The following is a 26,351-nucleotide window of genomic DNA, read 5'->3' as shown; positions in this document are numbered from 1 at the left end:
ATCATGAGTGACATGTGGATGCTGTCCGTCGCGGCCGAGTTGGTCAACCACGGGGCAAAAGATTCGGCGGCCCTGGGCCGCCTCGAAGAGCTGGTCCGAGCCGTGCCCGCGCTGTCGGAGGCGTTGGACGCGGCCAGAGCGGGCGTCGACAGACATCGGTTGGGCGAGGCGTTGGCCGCGGGGCTCGGCGCCGCCTACGAGGAAAGCGAAGACTTCGCCGACCAGCTCGAAGCACTGTGGCCTGAGGTGCTGTTCGGCCCGAAGCCGTCGCGGCCGAAGGCGAACAACACCGTCATCGGCGACGTCAACGGCCGGGTGATCCAGGCCGACACCATTCACGGCGGAATCAGCCTGTTCACCGAGAAGCCCGCCGCCCCGGAGCCGGCGGCCCCGATCCCGGAACCCGTGCCGGCTCAGGCTCCGGAGCCGCGCCGGCCGCGATTCTCCTTTCGCCGCAGCAAGAACGGCTAGCCCACCGACTTCAGCCAGGCCGACACCTCGGCCCGGCCGGCCGTGGGCAGCTCGCTGATCGGTGGCCGCACGGTGCGGGTGCACAGGTCGAGCTGGGCCAGGGCTTCCTTGACGACGGTGACGTTGTCGGCGCTGCCCTTGGCGGCGCGGAGGTCCTCGAACGGCTTGAGCCGGCGCCACAGCGCGGTCGCGGCGGGCCGGTCGCCGGCCTGGAGGGCGGCGAGGAGCTCCAGCGACAGGCCGGGGGTCACGTTGGCCAGGCCCGAGGTGAAGCCCTGGGCGCCGACGGGCCAGAAGAACGGGGCCCAGGTCTCGGCCAGCCCGCAGATCCACATCAGCCGGTCGACGCCGGCGGCGTCCTCGACGACCGTGACGGCCTGGCCGAAGGCCACCGGGTCCGGCACGGCGTATTTGACGCCGACGAAGTTGGGGGCGACGCGGGCCAGTTCGGCCAGCGCGCCGGCCGGGATGTGTGGGCTGCGCAGGTAGCAGACGACGCCCAGCTCCGGCACGGCGTCGGCGACGGCCCGGTGGTAGTCGACCCAGCCTTCGGCCGACAGGTACGGGTGCACCGGCTGGTGGATCATGATCGCCTGCGCCCCGGCCGCCCGGGCCGTGCGCGCCGAGTCGGCGGCGGTCCGCACGTCGTAGCCGACCCCGGCGACGACCAGCGCCCGGCCGGCGGCCTCGGCCACCGTCAGGTCCAGCGCGTGGTCCCGTTCGGCGGCGGTGAGCGAGTAGAACTCGCTGGTGTTGCCGTTCGGCGTGACCACGTCGATCCCCGCGTCGAGGGTGCGGCGCAGCACCGACCGGTAAGCGGGGCCGTCCACCTCTCCGGCCGCGTCGAACGGGGTGACGGTGATCATCACCACGGAGCGCAGCGCCCGCTTGACGTCCTCGAGCATGACAACCCTCTCTCGTTGGTATCTGGTATACCAACATAGTCGAGCGACCTGCCGGCGGCAATAAGGGGCATCGAATGGCGCATAACAAGTGACACGCACATGCACCTATCCGAGGTATTCGGCGCGCGCCACCCCGCCAAAACCGCCATGCATGCGATACGGTGGGAATGAGCCCGGTAAATAGGTCGTACGTCAGGTGGAGCAACGATGGCACAGAAGACGATCGTCGAACTCGTCGACGATATGGACGGCGGCGTTGCCGCGGAGAGCGTCGCATTCGGCCTCGACGGCGTCGAGTACAGCATCGATCTGTCGTCGGCGAACGCAAAACGACTCCGCGATTCGCTGTCGACCTATGTGGACAACGCACGCAGGGTGGGCGGCCGCAAGCAGCGGGCGACGATCGGCAAGCCCGCCGGTCGCACCGGTGACAAGGCGCAGAACCAGGCCATCCGCGAATGGGCGCGCAGCCAGGGCGCGCAGATCTCCGATCGGGGCCGCATCCCGTCCGACCTGGTCGCTCGTTTCCAGGCCGCGCATTGAGAGCACGTTGACGGGTGGGGTGGGCCAGCGGAAAGCGCTGGCACACCCCTCTCTCATGGTGCTCTGGGCTCGCGCCCCACACCCCCAAGGCAGGGCGGGCTCCACCCCCTGCACCCTCGAAATCCCCGCCCCCGCCAAAGCTCGCCGTACTTAGTCTAGCCTTACCTTACCTACGGGCAAGGGAGGCGCTGGTGAGCACGACCGGACGGGACGTCCTCCGCCGTTCGATCGCCGGACAACGACGGCTGGTGACGGCGGCGTCGGTGCTGACCGCCGGCCACCAAAGCGGCGAGGCGCTGGTGCCGGTGGTCATCGGCGTGGTGATCGACCAGGCGGTGGCCGGCGCGGGCGCGATGACGCTGGTGCTCTGGCTGGTGGTGCTCGCGCTGCTGTTCGCCGGGTTGTCCACCAGTTACCGGTGGGGCGCGCGGTTCGGCGAGCGCGCCGCCGAGCAGGCCGCCCATGAGCTGCGGCTGGACGTCGCCCGCCGGGTGCTGCACCCGGGCGGCGGGGCCGAAGCCGGCAATCTCGCCGGTGAGCTGGTCAGCATCGGCACCTCGGACGCCAAGCGGGTCGGCACGATCAATGGCGTGCTGCCGTACGGGGTCGCCGGTCTGGCCGGCCTGCTGGTGACGGCGATCGTGCTGCTGACCCGGTCGGTCCCGCTCGGGCTGCTGGTGCTGCTGGGCACGCCGCCGATCCTGTACATCGCGCATCTGGTCGGGAAGCCGCTGGAGCGCCGCAGCGAGGCGGAGCAGGAGCGGTCGGCGTTCGCCTCCGGCGTCGCGGCCGACCTGGTCGCCGGGCTGCGGGTGCTCAAGGGCGTCGGCGCCGAGCGCGCCGCCGTCGAGCGGTACCGCCGGACCAGCCAGGATTCGCTGCGGGCAACGCTTCGCGCCGCACGCGCGCAGGCCTGGCACAACGGGGCGCTGTTGGCGCTGACCGGCATCTTCATCGCCGTGGTCGCATTGGTCGGCGGCAATCTGGCCGCCGCCGGGTCGATCACCATCGGCGATCTGGTCGCCGCGGTCGGGCTGGCCCAGTACATGATCACGCCGTTCTCCATCTTCTCGTGGGTCAACGGCGAGCTGGCTCAGGCCCGTGCGTCGGCCGGGCGCGTCGCGGACGTGCTGAACGCGCCGCCCGCGGTCGAGGCCGGCTCCGGCGACCTGCCGACGCCGTCCACCGGTCACGTCCGGGTGCGGGCGTTGAGCCGGGGCGCGTTGCGGGACGTGGAGTTCGAGGCCCGGCCGGGCGAGCTGCTCGGCGTGGTCGCGACGGATCCGGCCGCCGCCACCGATCTGCTCGACTGCCTCGGCCGCAGCGTCGATCCCACGCGGGGCACGGTGTCGGTGGACTCGGTCGATCTGTCCACTGTGGATCCGAGTCGGGTGCGCGAGGTGGTTCTCGTCGCCTCGCACGACGCGGATCTGTTCCCCGGCACGATCACCGAGAACATCTCGGCCGGGCCGCGCGTGGACGAGGCGCTCACCGCGGCCGCTGTCGACGAGGTGGCCAGCGCGCTGCCCGACGGCGTGGCCACGGCCGTGACCGAGCGCGGGCGGTCGTTGTCCGGCGGGCAGCGGCAGCGAGTCGCGCTGGCCCGGGCGCTGGCCGTGGACGCCCCGGTGTTGGTATTGCACGACCCGACCACCGCGGTCGACACCGTCACCGAGGCCCGGATCGCGGCCGGTCTTTCCGAGCTGCGGCGCGGTCGCACGACGATCATCGTGACCACCAGCCCGGCGTTGCTCGCGGCCACCGATCGGGTCGTGCTGCTCGATGACGGCCGAATAGTGGAACAGGGCAGCCACGCCGTTCTCGCGGCGCGGGCCGACTACCGAGCGGCGGTGCTGGCGTGACCCGTCACCTTCTTCCCGTGGCCGACGGCCATCGCGTTCGGGCCGTCGTCGGCGAACTGCTCGGCCGGGCCAAGGGCCGCACCGCCGTCGCGTTCGCCATGCTGATCGCCGCCACGGCGATCGGGCTGCTCACCGCTCCCCTGCTCGGCCGGATCATCGACCTGGTCGCGAGCCGCCGGCCGGCGGTCGAGCTGGTGACGCCGGTGGTGGAGTTGGTGCTGGTCGCCGTGGCCGGCGCGGCAGCGACCGCCGTCGGCCTGTCACTGGTGGCGCGGCTGGGCGAGACGATCCTGGCCGAGCTGCGGGAGCGGTTCGTCGCCCGTGCCCTCGGTTTGCCGTTGGACCAGCTGGAAAAGGCCGGTTCCGGCGACCTCACGACCCGGGTCACCAATGACGTGTCGGTGGTCGCCGATGCCGTGCGGCAGGCGCTGCCGGAGCTGGGCCGGTCGGTGCTGACGGTCGTGCTGACCCTCGGCGCACTGGCGGTGCTGGACTGGCGGTTCCTGCTGGCGGCGCTGGTGGCCGTGCCGGTGCAGCTGCACACCGTGCGGTGGTACGTGCCGCGGGCCAAGCCGCTGTACGCCAGCCAGCGCGAAGCCGTTGGCACGCAACAACAGCAGCTGCTGGACACGATCGGCGGCGCACGGACCGTACGGGCCTTCCGGCTGTCCGACACACATCTGGCACGGGTACGGGAGCGGTCCGAAGGCGCCGTCAACCTTGCGCTGCAAGGGATCCGGCTGGTCACGCGGTTCTACGCGCGGCTGAACCTGGCCGAGTTCGTCGGTCTGTCGGCCGTGCTGGCGGTGGGTTTCGTGCTGGTCGGCGCCAACCTGGCGACCGTCGGTGTGGCCACCGCCGCCGCGCTGTACTTCCACAGCCTGTTCGGGCCGATCACCACCGCGCTGGCCCTGGTCGACGATGCGCAGGCGGCCAACGCCAGCCTGGCCCGGCTGATCGGCGTGGCCGATCTTCCACCGTCCGAGGAGCCCCACGAGCCGGCTCGGCCCGTCGACGCCTCGGTGAAGACCGCGGGCGCCGGTTTCTCCTATGTGGACGGTCATCCGGTGCTGCGGGACGTGGACATCGCCGTCTCCCCGGGCGAGCGGGTGGCACTCGTCGGCGCGAGCGGCGCCGGCAAGACCACGCTGGCCAAGCTGATCGCCGGCATCCACCAGCCGACCGCCGGGTCGATCACGCTCGGCGACGTGCCGCTGGAGGATCTCGGCCCCGACGGCATCCGCCGCACCGTGGCGCTGATCAGCCAGGAGGTGCACGTCTTCGCCGGTCCGCTGGCCGAGGACCTGCGGCTGGCCCGGCCGTCGGCCACCGACGCCGAGCTCCGCGACGCCCTCACGACGGTCGGCGCACTGTCCTGGGTGGACGGTCTGCCCGAGGGCCTCGCCACCGTGGTCGGCGAGGGCGGCCACCAGCTCACCGTGACCCAGGCCCAGCAGCTGGCCCTGGTGCGTCTCGTGCTGGCCGACCCGCCCATCGCCATCCTCGACGAGGCCACGGCCGATGCCGGCAGCGCCGGGTCGCGTGTTCTCGAGGCCTCCGCCGCCGCCGCTTTGCAAGGCCGCACCGCATTGGTCGTGGCCCACCGGCTCACCCAGGCCGCGGCGTCCGATCGCATTGTCGTGCTCGACGCCGGCGCGGTCGTGGAAACCGGCACTCACGAGGATTTGGTGGCCGCCGGTGGCCGGTATTCGACACTCTGGGCCGCATGGTCGGGGCAAAGGGCCTGAAGTTCGGAAGGGGGCTTTCCTCCACTCGGAGTGTAGGAAAGCCGCCTTCACGTCACGACGACCCGCCGGGAGGGATTCTCCCGGCGGGTCGTCCGGCCAGTTGGCGCGAGGCCAACGCGGAATAGCTACGAATCCATCGCGTCGGCCAGGGACTTCGGCCGCATGTCGGTCCAGTTCGCCTCCACGTGGTCGAGGCAGGCCTGCCGGGCATCCGGGCCGAAAGTCACGGTCCAGCCCGCCGGCACGTCGATTGCCACGGGCCACAGGCTGTGCTGGTTCTCGGCGTTGACCAGCACCAGATAGGTGCCGTCCTGATCCTCGAACGGGTTCGTCATGGCGGTCTCCTCAGGCGGCGATGTCGGTGCGGGCGGCCTTGACGACCTCGGTCAGCTTCTGGATGACCGGGGTCGCCAGCACGGGATTGAAGCGGGGCTCGGTCGACCAGTCGGCGACCGCGCCGGCCTTGACCGCCGGCAGCTGGGCCCACGTCGGGATCTGCGCCAGCTGCTGCTTGGACAGGGCAAAGGTGCGGCTGTCGGACAGGATCAGGTCGGCCGGGTACTTGCCGGCCTGCTCCCAGCTCAGCGTCTCGAAGTAGTCGTCGGGGCCGGAGCCGTTGACCAGGTCGAGGCCGAGGTCGCGGTAGTAGGACAGGTCGGCGAAGAACTCCGGCTTGCAGACGTACAGGTTGTCCTTGTCGCTGGACACGGCCAGCACCTTCAGGCCCGGCTTGGACTTGACGGCCGCCTTGAGGTCGTCGGAGGCCTGCTGGAAGTCGGCCTTGGCCTTGGTGATGGTCGGCGAGTTGGCGTCTCCGCCCAGCGCCACGGCGAGCTGCTCGTAGCGCTGGATCACCTTGGGCAGCGTGACCTTGTACTCCGACAGCGCCACGATCGGCGCGACCTTCTCCACCTTGCCGATGAGGTCGTTCTGGATCACCCACAGGTCCGTCGGCTTGGCCCCGGACAGGCCGGTGACGACCAGGTCCGGCTTGAGCGCCGCGAACTTCTCCAGGCTGAAGTCGTCCCAGGCGTTGCCGACGGAGGTCTCGGCGGCCAGGTCGATGTTGCCGGCCTGGATCTCCTTCTTGCCGTCGGCGGTCTTCTGCGGCCCGAAGACGCCGATGGCACGCACGCCGTAGTCCCACAGTGGGGCGGCCGAGCTGACGTAGGCCACCACCCGGGTCGGGCGCCGGTCGCGGGTGATCTTCTGGCCTCGGTCGTCGGTGAACTCCCATGGCCCCGTCGACGCCGCCGCTCCCCCGCCGTTGCCGTTGCCGCACGCGGCCAGCACCACGGTCGCCGCGACACCGCCCGCCCCGATCAGGAATCCACGCCTGCTCAGCCCGCCGGCGCCTTGAAACACGGACATGTTCACCTCTCGGCCAGATCTTAGGTTAGGCATACCTTATTTGGCGGGCTGACCTGCGGCAACCGTGGGGAGGAGATGAGCCGGCTGTGATGGAGACCTCGCCGCGGGTCATTGGCTTTCCTCCACCGACGCCGCCAACCCCGCGGCCGTCGGCGTACGGAAGAACTCGGCGATCGGGACGTCCACCCCCACCCGCTCGGCGATCCTGTTGCGCAGCAGCACCAACAGCATCGAGTGACCGCCGAGGGAGAACAGGTCGTCGTCGGCGCCGACGGACTCCAGCCCCAGCACCTCGGCGAAGACCTCGCACAGGGCGCCTTCCACCGGCGTGGCCGGTTGACGGCCGGCGGAACTGAGTTCGGGCACGGGTAGGGCGGCGCGGTCGAGCTTGCCGTTGCGGGTGACGGGGAAGGCGTCCAACGGCACGATCGCCGCGGGCACCATGTACTCCGGCAACGAGCGGGACAACGCCCGGCGGAGTTCCTGCGGGTCAACACCGGCCGGGGTGGTGTAGGCGACGAGGCGCTTGTCCCCCGGGCGGTCCTCGCGAACGATCACGAGGGCCTGGTCGACCTCCGGCAGCCGCACGAGAGCGGTCTCGATCTCGGCGGGTTCGATGCGGAAGCCGCGGATCTTGACCTGGTCGTCGCCGCGACCGAGGTAGTCGACCTGACCGTCGGGCGTCCAGCGGGCGAGGTCGCCGGTGCGATACATGCGATCCCCTGGCGCACCAAAGGGATCGGCCACGAAGCGCTCGGCGGTGAGCTCCGGCCGCCCGAGGTAGCCGCGGGCCAGCCCGGCGCCGGCAAGGTAGAGCTCGCCCCGGACGCCGACCGGCACCGGGTTCAGGTGATCGTCGAGGACGTAGGCGCGGGCATTGGCGACCGGGCGGCCGACCACGGGCCGTTCGGAGTCCCGGATCCGGCCGACGAGGGCGTCGACAGTGGCCTCGGTCGGGCCGTACAGGTTGTACGACTCCGTGCCGGCCAACGACTGGAAGGTCTCCCACAGCGGCTGCGGAACGGCCTCGCCGCCGACGCCGATCGCGCCGAGGGAGCACTTGCCGTCCTTGATCACGCCGGCGGCGGCGAGCTGGGCGAAGTGCGACGGGGTGAGCTCGATGAAGTCGAGCCGGCGGTCGATCACCACCGCCGCCAGCCGGTCCGGGTCGCGGCGGGTGTCGTCGTCGACGACGTGCACCTCGTGCCCGTCGAGCATCCACAGCTGCGGCTGCCAGGAGGCGTCGAAGAAGAACGCCCAGGCGTGCCCGACCCGCAGCTGTCGCCCGCCGGCCTTGGCCACGGCCGGGCGGTAGAGGGTTTCGCGGTGGCTGTGGAACAGGTTCACCAGCCCGGCGTGCGGGATCACCACGCCCTTGGGCTTGCCCGTCGAACCGGACGTGTAGAGCACATAGGCGGGGTTCCCGGGGGACGGCGGCGTGAGGACGGCGTCACTGTCCACAATGTCCTCAACGAACAGGACTTGCCGGCCAGGCAGTCGATCCGCGAGCCCGCGGGTGGTGATGACCAGTTTTGCATCGGCATCGTCCAGCAGCGCGGCGAGGCGTTCGACCGGCTGGTCGGGGTCCACCGGCAGGTAGGCCGCACCCGCCTTGAAGACGCCGAAGATCGCCTCGACCACGGCGGCGGAACGCGGCAACACCAGCGCCACAACGACTTCCGGGCCGGCACCGTGGCTGGTGAGCCAGCGGGCGAGGCGGTCGGTCGTTGCCGCGAACTCCGCAAAGGTGGTGCTGCCGTTGGCGTCGCTCAGGGCGATCGCCTTGGGCGTGGCGGCAACCTGCGCGGCGAGCCGGTCCACGACCGTCGGCGAGGTCATGGTGAGCCGCTCGCCGACGCCCCACTCGTGCAGGATCTGTTGCCGTTCATCGGTTTCCAGCACATCGATGCGGCTCAGCGGCCGATCCGGATCGGCCACGACGGCGGTCATCAGCCGGACCAGGCGTTGCCCGAGGCTCCGGGCGGTCGCCTCGTCGAACAGGTCGAGGCTGTACTCCAGCTCGCCGTCGATGCCGTCCGAGCCGGCGGTCTCGATCATGTCGAAGGACAGGTCGAACTTGGCCTGCCGCAGGCCCGTGTCCCGCCAGGACGCCGGCAGGCCCAGCAGCTGCTCCGGCCCGCCGTTGGCATGGTAGACGGCCAGCATGACCTGGAACAGCGGGTGCCGGGCCAGCGAGCGCGGCGGGTTGAGCACTTCGACCAGGTGCTCGAACGGCAGGTCCTGGTGCGCGTAGGCGGCCAGGTCGGCTTCCCGCACTCGGGACAGCAGCTGGCGGAATGTCGGATCGCCCTCGGTGTCCGTGCGCAGTACGAGCGTGTTGACGAAGAACCCGGCCAGATCCTCCAGCGCGTGATCGGTGCGGCCGGCGACGGGCGTGCCGAGCGGAATGTCGGTCCCCGCGCCGAGCCGGGTCAGCAGGGCGGCCAGCGCCGCCTGCAACACCATGAACGTGCTGGTGTCGCTGCCGTTCGCGAGTTCGCGGAGCCTTCGGTGCACCTCCGCCGGCACGGTGAACGGCACCACGCCGCCGCGGTTGGTGGCGCGGGCCGGGCGTTGCCGGTCCGCCGGCAGCGTGAGCTCGTCGGGGATGCCGGCCAGGGTGTCCCGCCAGAACGCGGCCTGCTGACCGAGCAGGCTGTCCGGATCGTCGGTCCGACCGAAGACTTCGCGCTGCCACAGCGTGTAGTCCACGTACTGCACGGGCAGCGGAGTCCACTGTGGAGCCTGTCCGCCGCGGCGGGCGGTGTAGGCGGTGTCCAGGTCTCGCTTGAGCGGGGACATCGACCAGCCGTCGCCGGCAATGTGGTGAACCAGCAGCATAATCACGTGCCGTCGCGGTCCGGTCGAGATCAGGCTGGCCCGGATCGGGATCTCCGCGTCCAGCCGGAAGCAGTAGCTCGCCGCTGCCGCTACCCGCTCGGTGAGCTGTTCTTCGCGCACTGTCTCGGTTTCCAGCACCGGGATCGCTTCGTCCAGCACGACCTGCCTCGGCGTGCCGTTCTCCTCGACGATGATCGTGCGCAGGATCTCGTGCCGGGCGACCACATCGGCCAGCGCCTGCATCAGCGCACCCGTGTCGACCGGTCCGTTCAGCTCCCACGCCCAGGCGATGTTGTACGTCGGGTTGAGGCCGTCAAGCCGGTCGAGGAACCAGAGCCGCTGCTGCGCAAAGGACAGCGGCAGCACCTCCGGCCGCGCCACCCGCGTGAGCGCCCGCCGCCGCTCCCGGCCCGCGTCCAGCAGCTCCGCCAGCCGGGCCGGCGTCGGCGCGTCGAACACCGTCCGGATCTGCGCTTCCACCCCCAGCATCGCCCGGATCCGGCTGACCAGCCGGGTCGCCAGCAGCGAGTGCCCGCCCAGGTCGAAGAAGCTGTCGTCCGCTCCCACCGCCGGCACCCCAAGGACATCCGCGAACAGCTCGCACAGCGCTTGCTCCACCGGCGTCCTCGGCGCCCGGTCCGTCATGTGCACCGCCGGCGCCGGCAACGCCCGCCGATCAAGTTTTCCGTTGGCGGTCAGCGGAATCTGCTCCAGCACCACGATCGCCGACGGCACCATGTGCTCCGGCAGCCGTTCCCCCACCCTGGCCCTCAGCTCCGCCGCCAGCCCCGCCACGCGCCTGAATCGCCCCGGGTTTCTCGTGTACGACAGCAGCTGTTCGGTCCCCGGCGCAAAGGCATTCACCGGGAACCGCTCATCCGCCGCGAACACCACATCCACTGAGCCGTCGCCAGTTGCCGACCACGTGACCACGGTTCGCCGACCCACGCGATCGCCGAGCCGGTACCAGTCCTCAGGGTCGGTGCCGTCGGCAATGCGGGCGTTGGGCACGTTGTTGACGCGGATCTCGGTGCCTTCGTTGAGGAGTGCGGCGACCTGTTCCACTGTGGACACATCGGCGCCCCAGGCGAGGGCATTGGCGGTGACGGGTTGGACGCGGCGGGGGTCGGTGTGCAGGACGACGTCGTAGCGGTACTGGGTGAGCTCGTTGACCGCCCGGCCCCGCTTGACCCGGATGTCGGAGCCGGCGATGTTGTCGATGCCGGCGAAGAACTCGGGGGCGACGAGGAGTTCCTTTTCGCGCATGAGGAGCTGCTCGATCAGGCGCTCGTCGCCGCGGGCTGCGGCGACGGCGGTGTGGAAGGCCCGGACCTGACGGAGGTCACGAACGTCGCCGATGACCACGGCGCCGCCGGGGGCGAGGAGGGACAGGGCATTACGAAGCACGTCAAGCAGGTAGGCGCCGTTGGGGAAGTACTGGACGACAGAGTTGAGCACGATGGTGTCGAAGAAGCCAGTGGGAAAGTCGCCGAGCGCGGCGGCCTCGGCGATGCGGAGCTCGACCTTGCCGGCCAGCGCCGGGTCGGCGGCGACGCGGCGGCCGAGGGCGGCGATGACCTCGCCGGAAAGGTCGGTGCCCCAGTAGCTTTCGCACTCGGGGGCCAGCTCGGTGAGTAGCAGACCGGTGCCGACTCCGATTTCCAGGACGCGGTGGGGTCGCAGCTCGCGAATACGGGCCACCACGGCGTCCCGCCACTCGCGCATCTCCGCGAGCGACAAGGGTTCGCCGGTGTAGCTGGAGTTCCAACCGATGAAGTTGTCGCCGTCCGGCACGGGCGTGGCGTACATGGAGTCGTACAGCTCGCGCCACTCGCCAACCTGTTCCTCGGTCTCGGCATGGGCGTCGGCAGCCGGCACGACATAGCCGACGAGTCGCACGTCGCCGGGCCGGTCCTCGCGCGGGATGACAATGGCGTGGGCGACGGCCGGGTTCTGGACCAGCACGGCCTCGATCTCACCGGGTTCGATCCGGAACCCCCGGATCTTGACCTGCTCGTCCCCACGCCCAAGGAACTCCAACACCCCGTCCGTACGGAAGCGAGCCAGGTCGCCAGTGCGGTACATGCGGGCACCCGGTACGCCATGGGGATCCGCCACGAACCGCTCGGACGTCAACGCCGCACGCCCCAGATACCCACGGGCCAACTGCACACCAGCCAGATACAGCTCACCCGGCGTACCCGGCGGCACCGGCCGCAGCGACCCGTCCAGGACATAAGCCCGGGTGTTCCACACCGGGCGTCCAATCGGGACAGTCCGCTCAGCCGTCTTCAAATGCCACGCCGTGACGTCAACCGACGCCTCAGTCGGACCATACAGATTGTGCAGTTCCGCAGAAAGCGTCCGATGGAACAACGCGACCGCCTCCGGCGGCAACACCTCACCGGAGCACACCACCCGCCGCAGACTCACACACTCAGCCGCCCCGGGCTCCTGCAAGAAGACCTGAAGCATCGACGGCACAAAGTGGACAGTGGTGACCTGCTGCTCACGGATCAACCGCGCCAGATACGCCGGATCCTTGTGCCCCTCCGGCCGCGCCACCACCTCGGTCACACCAACGATCAACGGCCACAGAAACTCCCACACCGAAACATCAAAACTCGACGGCGTCTTCTGCAACACCTTGTCATCGGCCTGCAGGCCGTACTCACCCTGCATCCACAACAACCGGTTCACGATGCCCGAATGCGGCACCACCACACCCTTCGGACGACCCGTCGACCCCGACGTATAGATCACATACGCCGGATTCTCCGGCCTCAAGGCCGTCGACACGGGCGCCGTCGGCCGGCCTGAAGCAGTGGCCAGATCGTCCAGCAGCAGCGCGCCCGAAATGCCGACAACAGATGTTGTCAACACCAGGGCCGGCTGGGCGTCGGCCAGCATGAACTCGATGCGCTCGGCCGGATAGGCCGGGTCGACCGGCAGATACGCCGCCCCTGCCTTCAATACGGCCAGGATGCCCACCACGAGGTGCACCGACCGTGGCAGCACGAGCGCCACCACTCGTTCCGGCCCGGCACCCCGCGCGATCAGCTCATGGGCCAGCCGGTTCGAGGCCTCGTCCAGCTCGACATAGGTGAGCTGTTCCCCCTCGAACACCAAGGCCGGGTGATTGGGCGTCCGCAGGGCCTGCGCCGCGAACAGCTCCGGCACGGTCACCGCCGGCACATCGGCCACCTCACCGGACCACACGGTGTCCAGGCGGTCTCGCTCAGAATCCGTCAGGACGTCCAGCGCGCCAAGCCGGCTGTCGGGGGCGGCGACCACCTGCCGCAGCAGCGACACCAGCCGGGCCAGCAGGGCTTCCACGTCGGCACGGTCGAAGACGTCGCTGTTGTACTCGGCCGAGCCACGGATGCCGGTGAGCCGGCCGGGGCGCTCGCCGACGAAAAACACCAGGTCCGCGCGAGAAGTGCCGGTCGAGACCGGCTCCTCCTCGGCCGTCAGGCCGGGCAGGTCGATGTCCGCGACGACGTTGTTCTGCCACGACAGCATCGTCTGGAACAGCGGGTGGTGCGTCATCGACCGGACCGGGTTCAGGGCCTCGACCAGCCGCTCGAACGGCACGTCCTGATGGGCGTGGGCATCGAGGTTGCGGTCGCGGACCCGGGCCAGCAGGTCGCGGAACGACGGATCGCCGCCGGTGTCGACCCGCAACACCAGCATGTTCACGAAAAAGCCGACGAGCTCGTCCAACGCCTCATCGGTCCGGCCGGCGACGGACGTGCCGATCGGGATGTCGCTGCCGGCACCCAACCGGGACAACAGCGCCGTCAACGCGGCGTGCACGACCATGAACACCGTGGCGCCACAGGACAGCGCCAGCTCGGCGATGCCCCGGTGCAGCTCGGCGTCCCACTCGAACGTGAAGTGCTCGCCCTGGTATGACGACACCGCCGGATGCGGCCGGGTGGTCGGCAGCTCGATCCGCTCCGGCAGGCCGGCCAACGCCCGACGCCAGTAGTCCAGCTGCGGCTCGATCACCGCGTCGCCGAGGGCCTCCCGCTGCCACAGCGTGAAATCGACGTACTGGACGGGCAACGGAGTCCACTGTGGAGCATGACCGCGGCTGCGAGCCGTGTAGGCGATGCCGAGGTCCCGCCACAGCGGGGCCATCGACCAGCCGTCGCCGGCGATATGGTGGAACATCATCAGCAGCACGTGCTCGCGCTCACTCAGCCGGAACAGCGTCACCCGGAACTGGATCTCGGACTCCAGCCGGAACACCGTGGCCGCCGCCTCCGACACCGCATCGGCGAGCTTCCCCTCTGTGACCGCGCGGATGGGCAGCGGCACGTCGACGTCGTCGAGGACGAGCTGCCGGGCCTCGCCGTCGATCTCGGGGAACACCGTGCGCAGCGCCTCATGCCGCTCGACGATGTCCCGCAACGCCAACCGCAGCGCCGCCACATCGAGGTCACCGTTGAGCCGGACCGCCGCCGGCATGTTGTACGTCGCAGACCGGCCCTCGAAGCGGTGCAGGAACCACAGGCGCTGCTGGGCGAACGACAGCGGCAGCACCTCCGGCCGCGGGTCGGCCCGGACCAGCGCCGGCCGGGCCATTGCGGAGTCCGCCGTGGACAGTAGGCCGGCCAGACCGGCCACGGTCGGGGTCTCGAACACCGACCGCAGCTGGAGCTCGACACCGAACACCGAACGGAGCCGGGCCACCAGGCGGGTGGCCATCAGCGAATGGCCGCCCAGGGAAAAGAAGTCGTCGTCGATACCGACCGAGGCGACGTCCAGGACCTCGGCGAACAGTCCACAGAGGACCTCCTCGACCGGGGTCCGCGGCGCACGGCCGGCGGCGGCCTCCCGCTCGTCGGCGCTGGGCAGGGCCCGGCGGTCCAACTTGCCGGACGCCAGCAGCGGCAGCCGGTCCAGCACCACATAGGCCGACGGCATCATGTACTGCGGCAGGCGATCTCGCACATGGGCACGCAGCGCGGCGACCAACGCGCTGTGATCCCGCTGGCCGGCCGGGTTGTTGCCCAGAGCCGCGCGGGCGGCCCGGACCGGCCGGGCCCGGTGGATGCGAGTCGGCGCACCGGTGGTGAACACGACCTCCAGAAGGCCGACATCGGCCGTGACGGTCGCATACATCTGATAGCCGAGGCTCACCGCAAGCGCTTGCAGTGACTCGGGATCCACGCCGTCTCGTTCGTCCAATGCGGACAGCGCGGTCTCGTTGTCGCCGACGGCCAGCGCGGTGATCGCCGCGAGCTCGCCCGACAGCCGGGCGTTGGGCACACCGGTCAGGCGCAAACGCCCCGGCCGCTCGGACAGCAAACGTTTGGCGTCCTCGATCGTGTCGAAGGAGGCGACGTGTTCCTCGACCGGGGCCGGCTTCGCGGCCTTGCGCATGATCACGTCATAGCGGTGCCGGGTGAGCTCGTTGTGGGCGTGGCCCCGCTTCACCCAGACGTCGACGTCGTCGAAACCTTCGAACCCGGCGAAGTAGTCCGGGTCGAGCACGAGCTCACCCTCACGGGCGATCGCCTGCTCGACGGCGGCCATGGTGCGACGGCCTTGGCGCAGCTCGGTGCCGGTACGGAAGGCCTTGAGCGAGCGAAGGTTCCGGATGTCGCCAAGGAAGATCACGCCGCCAGGACGGAGGTGCGCACCGGCCGTGCGGATCACCTCGGCCAGGTACTCGGTGCTCGGGAAGTACTGTGCGACGGAGTTGATGATCACCGTGTCGAAAGGCTCTTCCGGCAGCTCGCCGAGGTCGTGCGCCGGGCTGGCGGCCAGATGCACCTTGGCCGCCAGCTCCGGTGGCAGGGCCCGGCGCAGATTGTCGACCGCCTTCTCGGAAAGGTCGACGCCCCAGTACTCATCGGCGTGAGGCGCGATCCGCGACACGATCAGGCCGCTGCCGACGCCGATCTCCAGCACCCGGCGCGGCCGCAGCGACAAGATCCGCTCGACGGTCGCCGCGTGCCATTCCCGCATCTGGTCGAGGGGAATGGCGGTGCCGTCGTAGCTGGAGTTCCAGCCGGCGAAGTTCTCCTCCATACCACCGGCGGCCGCATCGGCGAACACGTCCTCGTGCAGCTCATGCCATTCGTCGACGTGGCTGAGCTCGGCCTCCTCGTCGCGCGAGGCCGCCGGGACCACGTAGGCCAGCAGCCGCCCGCCCTGGGCGATCACCACCGACTGGCCGATCTGCTCGTGCTCCACCAGCACGGACTCGATCTCGCCGAGCTCGATCCGGTACCCGCGGATCTTGACCTGGTCATCGGCCCGGCCGAGGAACACCAGGCGGCCGTCGGGCAGCCATCGCACCAGGTCACCGGTACGGTACAGCCGCCCGCCATCACCGAACGGATCCGCCACGAACCGCTCCGACGTCAACCCTGCCCGCCCCAGATACCCCCGCGCCAGACCAGAACCCGCGAGGTAGAGCTCGCCGACCACGCCGGGAGGAACCAGCCGCAGGCCCGCATCGAGCACATACGCCTTCGTGCCGGGATCGGGAACGCCGATCGGCACGATCGAGCTCTCGGGATCACACAAGCCCAGCGTCGAGTTCGTCGTCGCCTCGGTCGGACCGTACGCGTTGAACATCCGCCGACCCGGCGCCCACCGCCGCACCAACTCCGGCGACACACGCTCCGTGCCAGCGAGAAGCACGCTGTCCCGGGGCAGATCCAATTCCTCGGGCATCTCCGCCAGCAAAGCCGGCGGCAAGATCATGAAGTTGACGTCGTTGGCGAACGCGTAGTCCACCAGCCCTGCCCCTGGGAACCGCAACTCCGTCGGCACCACCACCAGCCGACCACCGGACAACAACCCCAGGCACAGATCCCAGAACGCCACGTCAAAGCTCGGCGACGCGAACTGCAACACCACGCTCCGCGGCCCGACACCGAACCGCTCGACCTGCGTGGCGACGAGCTTGGTCACGCCGGAGTGTTGCAGCACAACACCCTTGGGGCGACCGGACGAGCCCGAGGTGTAGATCACGTACGCCGCGTTCTCCGGCCGAATGGTGATCCCGGGATCCACAGTGGACATATCAGCCAGTGCTGGGTCGTTCACGAACACGCGGACCACGTCCGCCGGCAGCTTGGCTTCGACCTCGGTGGTCGTGACGATGCACACCGGGGCTGAGTCCTCGACCATGAACGCGATTCGGTCGGCCGGGTAGTCGGCGTCCAGCGGCAGATAGGCCGCCCCCGACTTGAGCACGGCCAGCTCGGCGATGATCATCTCGGCCGACCGGGGCACCGCGAGCCCCACGACCCGCTCCGGGCCAGCGCCGCGCTCGATCAGCAGGCGCGCCAACTGGTTCGCCCGCGCGTCCAGCTCCGCGTAGGTCAACTGGACGTCGTCGAAGACCAGCGCCACCTTGTCCGGCGCCTCGGCCACGCGCCGGGCGAACAGACCCGGGAACGTCTCGGTGCCGGCCGGGTCGAGGCAGCCGGCCCACTGCGTCAACACCCGGTCGCGTTCGTCGCCGGCCAGCAGGTCGAGCGCGCCGATCGGACGGTCCGGCGCGGCCAGTGCCGCCCGCAGCAACACTTCCAGCCGCCACAGGATCGCACTGGCCCCGGTGTCGTCGAAGACGTCGGTGTTGAACTCCAGCACGCCGCCGATGCCGTTGTCCCGCTCGGTCAGCGAGATCGACAGGTCGAACTTGGAGGTGCCGGTGGTCACCGGGACCCCGCTGATCGCCAGCCCCGGCAGCACGACCTCGGCGCGGGCATTGTTCTGGCCGGCGATCATCACCTGGAACAGCGGGTGGTACGAGAGCGACCGGGTCGGGTTGAGCACCTCGACCAGCCGCTCGAAGGGCACGTCCTGATGGGCGTAGGCGTCGAGGTTGCGCTCCCGCACGCGTCCGATCAGCTCGCGGAACGAAGGCTCGCCGGCGGTGTCGATGCGCAGCACCAACGTGTTGACGAAGAACCCGACCAGCTCATCGAGGGCCTGATCGGTGCGGCCGGCGATGGGCGAGCCGATGGGCACGTCGGTGCCGGCGCCCAGCCGCGTGAGCAGCGCGGCCAGTGCCGCGTGCACGACCATGAACACGCTGGCCCCGGCCTCGCGGGCCAGGGCCGCCAGGCCGACGTGGAGGTCGGCGTCCCAGGCGAAGGTGTGCAGCTCTCCCCGGAAAGTCGCGGTCGCTGGGTGCGGCCGGTCCAGCGGCAGCTGGATCCGCTCCGGCAGACCGTCCAGCGTGTCACGCCAGTAGTCCAGCTGCGCCGACAGCACACTGTCCGGGTCGTCCTCGCTGCCGAGCAGTTCGTGCTGCCATAGCGTGTAGTCCGCGTACTGGACGGGCAGCTCGGTCCACTGTGGAGCCTGGCCGTCGAGGCGGGCGGTGTAGGCGGTGGCGATGTCGCGCCAGAGCGGGGCCATCGACCAACCGTCGGAGGCGATGTGATGGAACACCAGGGCCAGCACGTGTTCTCGCTCGCCCAGCCGCAGGAGTTCCGTACGCATCGGCACGTGTCGTTCGAGGTCGAACGGCCCGCGCACCAGACCGGTCAGCACCTCGTCGAAGTCTTCCGGGGCGATCTCGCGCAGGCGCAGGGTCACGCTGGCATCGTCCAGGATGTCCTGATACGGAATGCCGTCGCGCTGCGGAAACCGGGTCCGCAGTGCCTCGTGTCGACCGACCACATCGGACAGTGCGACGGCCAGCGCGTCGATGTCGAGGTCGCCTTCGAGTCGCATGATCAGCGGCACGTTGTAAGTGGCGGACGGTCCTTCGAACTGGTCGAGGAACCACAGTCGACGCTGGGCGCCGGACAGCGGCACCAGCTCCGGCCTTGCGCGCCGGGTCGGCGACGGACGCGAGGCCATGCCCGCCGTGCCCAGCCGGCCGGCCAGGCCCGCCGCGGTCGGCGTCTCGAACACCGACCGCACCTCCAGCTCAACCCCGAACTCGGCCCGCACCCGCGCGATGAGCCGGGTGGCGAGCAGCGAGTGGCCACCGAGTTCGAAGAAGCTGTCGTCCGGGCCCACCCTTGGCAGGCCGAGGATCTCCGCGAACAGTGCGCACAGCTGCCGCTCGGCCGCGCTCGCCGGCTCCCGGTCCGAGGTCGCCGCCACCGGATCCGGCGACGGCAGCGCCCGTCGATCGAGCTTCCCGTTGGCCGTCACCGGCAGCGCGTCCAGGACCACGATCGCCGACGGCACCATGTGCTCGGGCAGCCGCTCCGCGGCCAGCGCCCGGAGCTGGGTGGTCAGTCCCGTGATTCGGCGGAATCGCCCGGGGTTCCCGGTGTACGACAGCAGCCGTTCACCGCCGGGCCGGAACGCGCCGACGGGGAAGCGGTCATCCGCCGCGAACACCACGTCGACCGAGCCGTCGCCGGCTTCGGACCAGGTCACCGCAGTGCGGCGACCCAGGCTGGAGCCGAGGCGGTACCAGTCTTCGGGGTCGATGCCGTTGGCGGTGCGGGCATTGGGCGCGCCGTTGATCCGGAGTTCGGTGCCGCTGTCGAGCAGCGCGGCGACCTCGTTCACCGTGGATACGTCTGTGCCCCAGACGAAAGCGTTTGCGGTGACCGGCCGGACGCGCTGGGGGTCGGTGTGCAGGACGACGTCGTAGCGGTACTGGGTGAGCTCGTTGACCGCCCGGCCCCGCTTGACCCGAATGTCGGCGCCGGCAATGCCCTCGATGCCGGCGAAGAACTCAGGCGCTACGAGCAGTTCCTTCTCGCGCAACAGACGCTGTTCGATGCGGTCTTCCTCGCCCCGGGCCACGGCGACGGCGGTGTGGAAGGCCCGGACCTGGCGGAGGTCACGGACGTCGCCGATGACCACGGCGCCGCCGGGGGCAAGCAGGGCCAGGGCGCCGAGGAGCACGTTGAGCAGGTAGGTGCCGCTGGGGAAGTACTGGACGACGGAGTTGAGGATGATGGTGTCGAAGTAGCCCTGGGGCAGGGCCGAGAGGTCGGCGGCGTCGGCGGTGCGGAGCTCGACCTTGCCGGCCAGCGCGGGGTTGGCCTCGACCCGGCGGCCCAGCGAGGCGATGACCTGGGCCGAAAAGTCGGTGCCCCAGTAGCTTTCGCAGTGCGGGGCGAGCTCGGTCAGCAGCAGGCCGGTGCCGACGCCCAGCTCCAGTACCCGGCGCGGCCGCAGCTCGGCGATCCGGGCCACGATCGCGTCCCGCCACTCCCGCATGTCGTCGAGCGGAATGGGCTCGCCGGTGTAGCTGGAGTTCCAGCCGGTGAAGTCGTCGCCGTCAGCGCTCTCGGTGGCGTACATGGAGTCGTACAGCTCGCGCCACTCGCCGACCTGCTCGGTCTGCTCGACCGGCTCCGCGTTCTCGGCCGCCGGGACGACGTAGCCGACCAGCCGCACATCGCCGGGCCGGTCCTCGCGCGGGATGACAACCGCGTGGGCCACACCATCATGGCTGGCCAGCGTCGCGGCGATCTCCCCAGGCTCGATCCGGAACCCCCGGATCTTGACCTGCTCGTCCCCACGGCCGAGGAACTCCAACACCCCGTCCGTACGGAACCGGGCCAGGTCGCCGGTCCGGTACATGCGGGCACCCGGTGCGCCGTGGGGATCCGCCACGAACCGCTCGGACGTCAACGCCGCTCGACCCAGATACCCCCGGGCCAGCTGCACACCGGCCAGATACAGCTCACCCGGCGTGCCCGGCGGCACCGGTTGCAGCGACGCATCCAGGACGTAGGTGCGGGTGTTCCACACCGGACGTCCAATCGGGACAGTCCGCTCACCCGTCGTCAGATGCCACGCCGTCACGTCAACCGACGCCTCAGTCGGGCCGTATAGGTTATGCAGCTCGGCCCTCAACGTCCGATGGAAAAGCGCCACCGCCTCCGGCGGCAACGCCTCGCCGGAGCACACCACCCGCCGCAGGCTCGTGCACTCCGCTGCCGCCGGCTCCTGAAGGAACACCTGAAGCATCGACGGCACAAAGTGGACAGTGGTGACCTGCTGCTCACGGATCAACCGCGCCAGATACGCCGGATCCTTGTGCCCCTCCGGCCGCGCCACCACCTCGGTCGCACCGACGATCAACGGCCACAGAAACTCCCACACCGACACGTCAAAACTCGACGGCGTCTTCTGCAACACACGATCATCGGCCCGCAAGCCGTACTCGTCCTGCATCCACAGCAGGCGGTTCACGATGCCGGAATGCGGCACCACCACACCCTTGGGACTACCCGTCGACCCCGACGTGTAGATCACATACGCCGGATTCTCCGGCCTCAAGGCCGTGGAGACCGGCGTCGCCGGCAGCCCGGCCAGTTCGTCGATCAACGCCGGATCGTCCAGCACCAGAGCCCCGGACAGGCCGACAACACTTGTTGTCAATACCAGCGTCGGGGTGGCGTCGGCCAGCATGAACTCGATGCGCTCGGCCGGATAGCCCGGGTCCAGCGGCAGATACGCCGCCCCTGCCTTGAGCACGGCCAGGATCGACACCACCAAGTGCACCGATCGCGGCAACACCAGCGCCACCACGTGCTCCGGCCCCACACCCCGCGCGATCAGCGCGTGCGCAAGCCGGTCGGAGGCGGCATCGAGCTCGGCGTAGCTGAGCTCCTCCCCCTCGAACCACAGCGCCGGATGATCAGGCGTCCTCGCAACCTGGGCCGCGAACAACTCCGGCACGGTCACCGTCGGCACCTCGGCCGAAGCGCCGGACCACACGGTCTCCAGCCGGTCCCGCTCCGCCGCGGTGAGCACATCGAGGCTGCTCAGGCGACGTTCCGGGTTCGCCACCACCTGGCGCAGCAGCACCACCAGCCGGCCCAGGATCGCGTCGACGGTGGCGCGGTCGAAGACCTCGGCGTTGAACTCGGTCTGGCCGTGGATGCCGTCGGCCCGCTCGGTCAGCGAGATCCACAGGTCGAACTTGGCCGTGCCGGTGCCGACCGGCTGCTCGGCGACGCTCAGCCCGGGCAGCGCCACCTCGGACGCGGGTGTGTTCTGCCAGGCCAACATGGTCTGGAACAGCGGGTGGTAGGCCAGCGACCGGGTCGGGTTCAACGCCTCGACCAGCCGCTCGAACGGCACGTCCTGATGGGCGTAGGCGTCGAGACCGCGCTCTCGGACCCGGGCCACGAGATCGCGGAACGACGGGTCGCCGCCGGTGTTCACCCGCAGCACCAACGTGTTCACGAAGAACCCGACCAGGTCGTCCAGCGCCTGATCGGCGCGGCCGGCGATGGGCGTGCCGATGGGGATGTCGGCGCCGCCGCCGAGCCGGGACAGCAGGGCCGTCAGGCCGGCGTGCACGACCATGAACACGCTGGAGCCGCACACCCGGGCGAGGTCGGCCAGGCCGGTCAGCAACTCCTCGTCCCAGACGAAGGTGAAGTGCTCGCCCCGGTACGAGGACACGGCCGGGTGTGGCCGGTCCAGCGGCAGCGCGATCCGCTCCGGCAGGCTGTCCAGTGTCTTGCGCCAGTACGCCAGCTGGGCCGCTTCGTCGGCGGCCAACAGATCTCGCTGCCACAGCGTGTAATCCACGTACTGCACGGGCAGCGGCGTCCACTGTGGAACGTCGTCGCGGCGGCGGGCCGTGTAGGCCGTGGCGATGTCCCGCCACAGCGGGGCGATTGACCATCCGTCGGCAGCGATGTGGTGCACCACCAGCACAAAGACGTGCCGACGCTGGTCGACGGCCAACAGCTCGGCCCGAACAACCGGGCCGGCCTCCAGATCGAACACCGTGCGCACGATGTCGTCGATCGCGGCGTCCACTTCGGACTCGGCGATGGGCCGCACGGCCAGCTCGACCGGCGACGACGGCAGAACATGCTGGTGCGGAACGCCATCCGCGGTCGGGAACACCGTGCGCAGCGCCTCGTGCCGGTCCAGCACGTCGCCGAGCGCCGTGCGCAGTGCCTCGACGTCCAGCTCACCGGACAGGCGCATGACGAACGGCACGTTGTAGGTCGCCGACCCGCCTTCGAGCCCGTGCAGGAACCACAGTCGCTGCTGTGCAAAGGACAACGGGACCAGCGACGGCCGATCCTCGACGCGGACCAGCGCCGGGCGCTCGACACCGGACACCGCGCCGGCCAGCTGAATCGACAGGGCGGCGGCCGTCGGTGCGTCGAACACGGCCCGCACCGGCACCTCGGCCCCGACCGCGGAACGGATGCGCTGGATCAGACGGGTCGCGGTCAGCGAATGGCCGCCCAGGTCGAAGAAATCGTCGTCCGGCCCGACCCGGGGCACGTCCAGGACGTCGGCGAACAGCTCGCACAGCAGCTGCTCGACGGGGTTGCGGGCGGCGCGACCCTGCCCGGCCGAGGGCTGCTCCGGCCGGGGCAGGGCGTTGCGGTCCAGCTTGCCCGACGCCAGCACCGGCAGGTGGTCCAGGACCACGAACGCCGACGGCACCATGTACTGCGGCAACCGATCCCGCACATGCGCCCGCAGCGACGACACCAGGCCTGCGGTCCCCCGACGGGCCGCCGGGTTGTTCGCCCGGGTCTTGGCCTGCGTCGGCCGGTAGGCGGGGCCGTCCTCCCCCTTCGAGAAGACGACCTCCAGCCAACCTGCTTCGGCCGTCACCGTGACGGCCACCCGGGCACCCACCCGTTCGCCGAGTCGGTGCAGGTCCTCCGGGTCGATCCCGGCCCGACCGTCGAGCGCCGTGAGAGCCAGACCCGGGTTTGCCTCGTGCAGCGCGCGGACCGCGGCCAGCTCGCCGGACAGGCGCGCGTCCGGCACGTCCGTGACGCGCAGCCGCGCCGGCCGGTCGGCGACCAGAAGTCGTTCCACGGCAGCAAGATCACTGAACTCGATCACCTGCTCTTCGACTGCCCGGCACGGGGCCTTGCGCAGGACGACGTCATAACGGTGGCGGGTCAGTTCGTTGTGGGCCGCACCGCGCTTGACCAGCACGTCGACGTCGTCCAGGCCGTCGAAGCCGGTGAAGAAGTCCGGGTCGAGCACCAACTCGCCCTCCCGGGCGATCGCCTGCTCGACGGCGGCCATGGTGCGGCGGCCGTGCCTGAGCTCGGTGGCCGTCCGGAAAGCCTTGAGGGACCGCAGATTCCGGATGTCACCGAGGAAGATCACGCCGCCCGGGGCCAGCCGGGCGGCGACGTTCCCGATCACGTCGGTCAGGTAGTCCGCGCTCGGGAAGTACTGCGCGACGGAGTTGATGATCACCATGTCGAACGGCTCGTCCGACAGCCCCCCCAGATCGTGCGCCGGCCGGGCGGCCAGATGCACCTTGTCCGCCAACTCCGGCGGCAGCGCCCGCCGCAGATTGTCGACCGCCTTCTCGGAAAGGTCGACGCCCCAATACTGTTCGACCTCGGGCGCGACCTTCGACACGATCAGGCCGCTGCCGACACCGATCTCCAGCACGCGCTTCGGCCGCAGCGACAGGATCCGCTCGACGGTCGCCGCGTGCCACTCCCGCATCTCGTCCAGGGGGATCTCGGAGCCGCTGTAGCTGGAGTTCCAGCCGGCGAAGTTCTCCTCCATACCACCGGATTCGGCGCCGGTGAACACGTCCTCGTGCAGCTCATGCCATTCGTTGACGTGCTCCAGCTCCGACTCGCCGTCGCGGCCGGCCGCCGGCACGGCGTAGGCGATGAGGCGGCCGTCCTGGGCGATCACCACCGACTGCGCCACCCGCGGGTGTTCGGTGAGCACCGATTCGATCTCACCGAGTTCGATCCGGTACCCACGGATCTTGACCTGGTCATCGGCCCGACCGAGGAACACCAGACGACCGTCGGCCAGCCAGCGAACTAAATCGCCAGTGCGGTACAGCCGCCCGCCATCACCGAACGGATCCGCCACGAACCGCTCCGACGTCAACCCTGCCCGCCCCAGATACCCCCGCGCCAGACCAGAACCAGCGAGGTACAGCTCCCCCACGACGCCGGGAGGAACCAGCCGCAGGCCCGCATCCAGCACATACGCCTTCGTGCCCGGGTCCGGGATGCCGATCGGCACGATGGAGCTCGCCGGATCGCACAGGCCCAGGGTCGAGTTCGTCGTGGCTTCGGTCGGACCGTACGCGTTGAACATCCGCCGACCCGGCGCCCACCGCCGCACCAACTCCGGCGACACACGCTCCGTACCGGCCAACAACACGCTGTCTGTCGGCAGATCAAGGTCTTCCGGCAGCTCCGCCAGCAGCGCCGGCGGGAGGATCATGAAGTTCACGTCGTGGGCGTGGGCGTACTTCACGAGCCCGGGGCCCGGGAAGCGCAGCTCGGACGGCACAATCACCAGCCGACCACCGGACAACAACCCCAGGCACAGATCCCAGAACGCCACATCAAAACTCGGCGACGCGAACTGCAACACGACGCTCCGCGGCCCGACCCCGAAGCGCTGCACCTGCGTCGCCACCAGCTTGGCCACGCCGGCGTGTGACACCACGACGCCCTTGGGCCGGCCCGTCGAGCCCGAGGTGTAGATCACGTAGGCCGCGTTGGCCGGCACGATCTCGGCGGCCGGGTCGGTCGACGGCGCGGCCTCCAGATCGAGCTCGTCCAGCAGCACGACGTCGCCGTCGAAGCGGTCGGCCAGTTCGCGCGTGGTCACGACGCACACCGGGCCGGCGTCGGACACCATGAACGCGATGCGCTCGGCCGGATAGTCCTGGTCCAGCGGCAGATACGCGGCCCCGGCCTTGAGCACGGCCAGCTCGGCGACGATCATCTCGATCGACCGCGGCACGGCCAGCGCGACCACACGCTCCGGGCCGGCGCCGTGCCCGATCAGGACGTGCGCGAGGCGGTTGGCCCGGGCGTCGAGCTCGGCGTAGGTGAGTTGGACGTCCTTGAACACCAAGGCAATCGCGTCCGGTGCTGTCCGCACTCGGGCCGCGAACAGGTCCGGCAGCGTGGCGAGTCCAGAGTCGAGGTGGGTGTCGTTCCAGTCGACGAGTAGTTGCCGAACCTCCTTCTCCGACAGCAAGCCCAGCTGTCCGATCGGGCACTGTGGACGGTCGAGGGCGTCTTGCAGCATCCGCTCCAGGTGCCGCAGCATGCGGTCCACCGTGGACCCGTCGAGGACGTCCTCGCGGTAACGGGCTTCGAGCACGGAACCGTCGAGGGACACGATCAGATCCAGCGGCAGGTCGGTCTGCGCGTCGAACCCGACGTTGACCAGCACGGCCCCGCCTCGGCCCCGCTCCGGCTGCAGCTCGCCGATCAGTTCGTTGAATGGGACCTCGTGCGCCAACGCCTCCGCGCGAGCGGCGCGGACCCGCGACTCGACCTCCGCGAAGCTCGGCGAACCGCCGAGATCCACCCGAATCGGGATCAACGACCCCGTGCCGAAGACGATGTCCGCCGTGCCCGCGTACCGGTGCAGCAGCGCCGCGAAGCCGGCCATCACCGAAACGTCGTTCAGCCGGTCGATCACCGTCAGTGCACGGGTGCGGCGGCCCCGCGGCGGCACGGGCTCGGCCGGGTGCGGCCGGTCCACCGGCAGCAGCAGCTCCTTCGGCGCGGTGGCAAGGCGATCGAGCCAGAACCCGAAGTCCGCGACCTGCCGCACAGCGTCACCGTTGCTCACCGGTAGACCAGCCTCCCGCTGCTCACGGTGCCCGCGACCGGGCACAAACTTAGGCGACCCTAACAAAGGATGCACTCCTGTACCAT

The 26,351-nt window shown here is 70.1% G+C and carries 8 protein-coding genes; 4 read left to right on the top strand and 4 right to left on the bottom strand.

Annotation, left to right across the window (positions count from 1 at the left end):
* The first annotated feature begins 3 nt into the window (after positions 1 to 3).
* On the top strand, positions 4 to 471 hold the full coding sequence (locus tag AB0M73_RS30795; RefSeq protein ID WP_363897767.1) for a hypothetical protein: 468 nt from the start codon (positions 4 to 6) through the stop codon (positions 469 to 471).
* Here the strand turns inward: AB0M73_RS30795 and AB0M73_RS30790 are convergent.
* A complete protein-coding gene (locus AB0M73_RS30790; protein ID WP_363897764.1) occupies positions 468 to 1,376 on the bottom strand; it encodes a dihydrodipicolinate synthase family protein in 909 nt (302 codons plus the stop codon). The two genes, AB0M73_RS30795 and AB0M73_RS30790, sit on opposite strands and share 4 nt — an antisense overlap.
* A 207-nt stretch (positions 1,377 to 1,583) precedes the next feature.
* Here AB0M73_RS30790 and AB0M73_RS30785 point away from each other — a divergent pair, with 207 nt between their 5' ends.
* The 3 genes from AB0M73_RS30785 to AB0M73_RS30775 all read left to right on the top strand — a co-directional run bounded on the left by AB0M73_RS30785 (position 1,584) and on the right by AB0M73_RS30775 (position 5,529).
* The gene (locus tag AB0M73_RS30785; protein WP_043715774.1) at positions 1,584 to 1,919 is read left to right on the top strand and encodes an Lsr2 family protein; all 336 of its coding nucleotides are present in this window, start codon (positions 1,584 to 1,586) and stop codon (positions 1,917 to 1,919) included.
* A gap of 191 nt (positions 1,920 to 2,110) precedes the next feature.
* The gene (locus tag AB0M73_RS30780; protein ID WP_363897761.1) at positions 2,111 to 3,781 is read left to right on the top strand and encodes an ABC transporter ATP-binding protein; all 1,671 of its coding nucleotides are present in this window, start codon (positions 2,111 to 2,113) and stop codon (positions 3,779 to 3,781) included.
* A complete protein-coding gene (locus AB0M73_RS30775; protein ID WP_363897758.1) occupies positions 3,778 to 5,529 on the top strand; it encodes an ABC transporter ATP-binding protein in 1,752 nt (583 codons plus the stop codon). The genes AB0M73_RS30780 and AB0M73_RS30775 overlap by 4 nt, the downstream gene beginning before the upstream one ends.
* Positions 5,530 to 5,654: 125 nt before the next feature.
* Here the strand turns inward: AB0M73_RS30775 and AB0M73_RS30770 are convergent, their stop codons facing one another.
* From AB0M73_RS30770 to AB0M73_RS30760, 3 genes are all read right to left on the bottom strand, one after another.
* The gene (locus tag AB0M73_RS30770; RefSeq protein WP_363897755.1) at positions 5,655 to 5,864 is read right to left on the bottom strand and encodes an MbtH family protein; all 210 of its coding nucleotides are present in this window, start codon (positions 5,862 to 5,864) and stop codon (positions 5,655 to 5,657) included.
* A gap of 10 nt (positions 5,865 to 5,874) precedes the next feature.
* Complete coding sequence (locus AB0M73_RS30765) at positions 5,875 to 6,900, bottom strand: ABC transporter substrate-binding protein (protein ID WP_363897753.1); 1,026 nt, start codon at positions 6,898 to 6,900, stop codon at positions 5,875 to 5,877.
* A 108-nt stretch (positions 6,901 to 7,008) separates the two neighbouring features.
* The gene (locus AB0M73_RS30760; RefSeq protein WP_363897750.1) at positions 7,009 to 26,265 is read right to left on the bottom strand and encodes an amino acid adenylation domain-containing protein; all 19,257 of its coding nucleotides are present in this window, start codon (positions 26,263 to 26,265) and stop codon (positions 7,009 to 7,011) included.
* Positions 26,266 to 26,351 lie beyond the last annotated feature (86 nt).

The organism is Kutzneria sp. NPDC051319, from assembly GCF_040682195.1.
Classification (GTDB): Bacteria; Actinomycetota; Actinomycetes; order Mycobacteriales; family Pseudonocardiaceae; genus Kutzneria.
The sequence above is the reverse complement of the archived record's forward strand: the minus strand, read 5'-3'. Positions and strand labels throughout refer to the sequence as shown.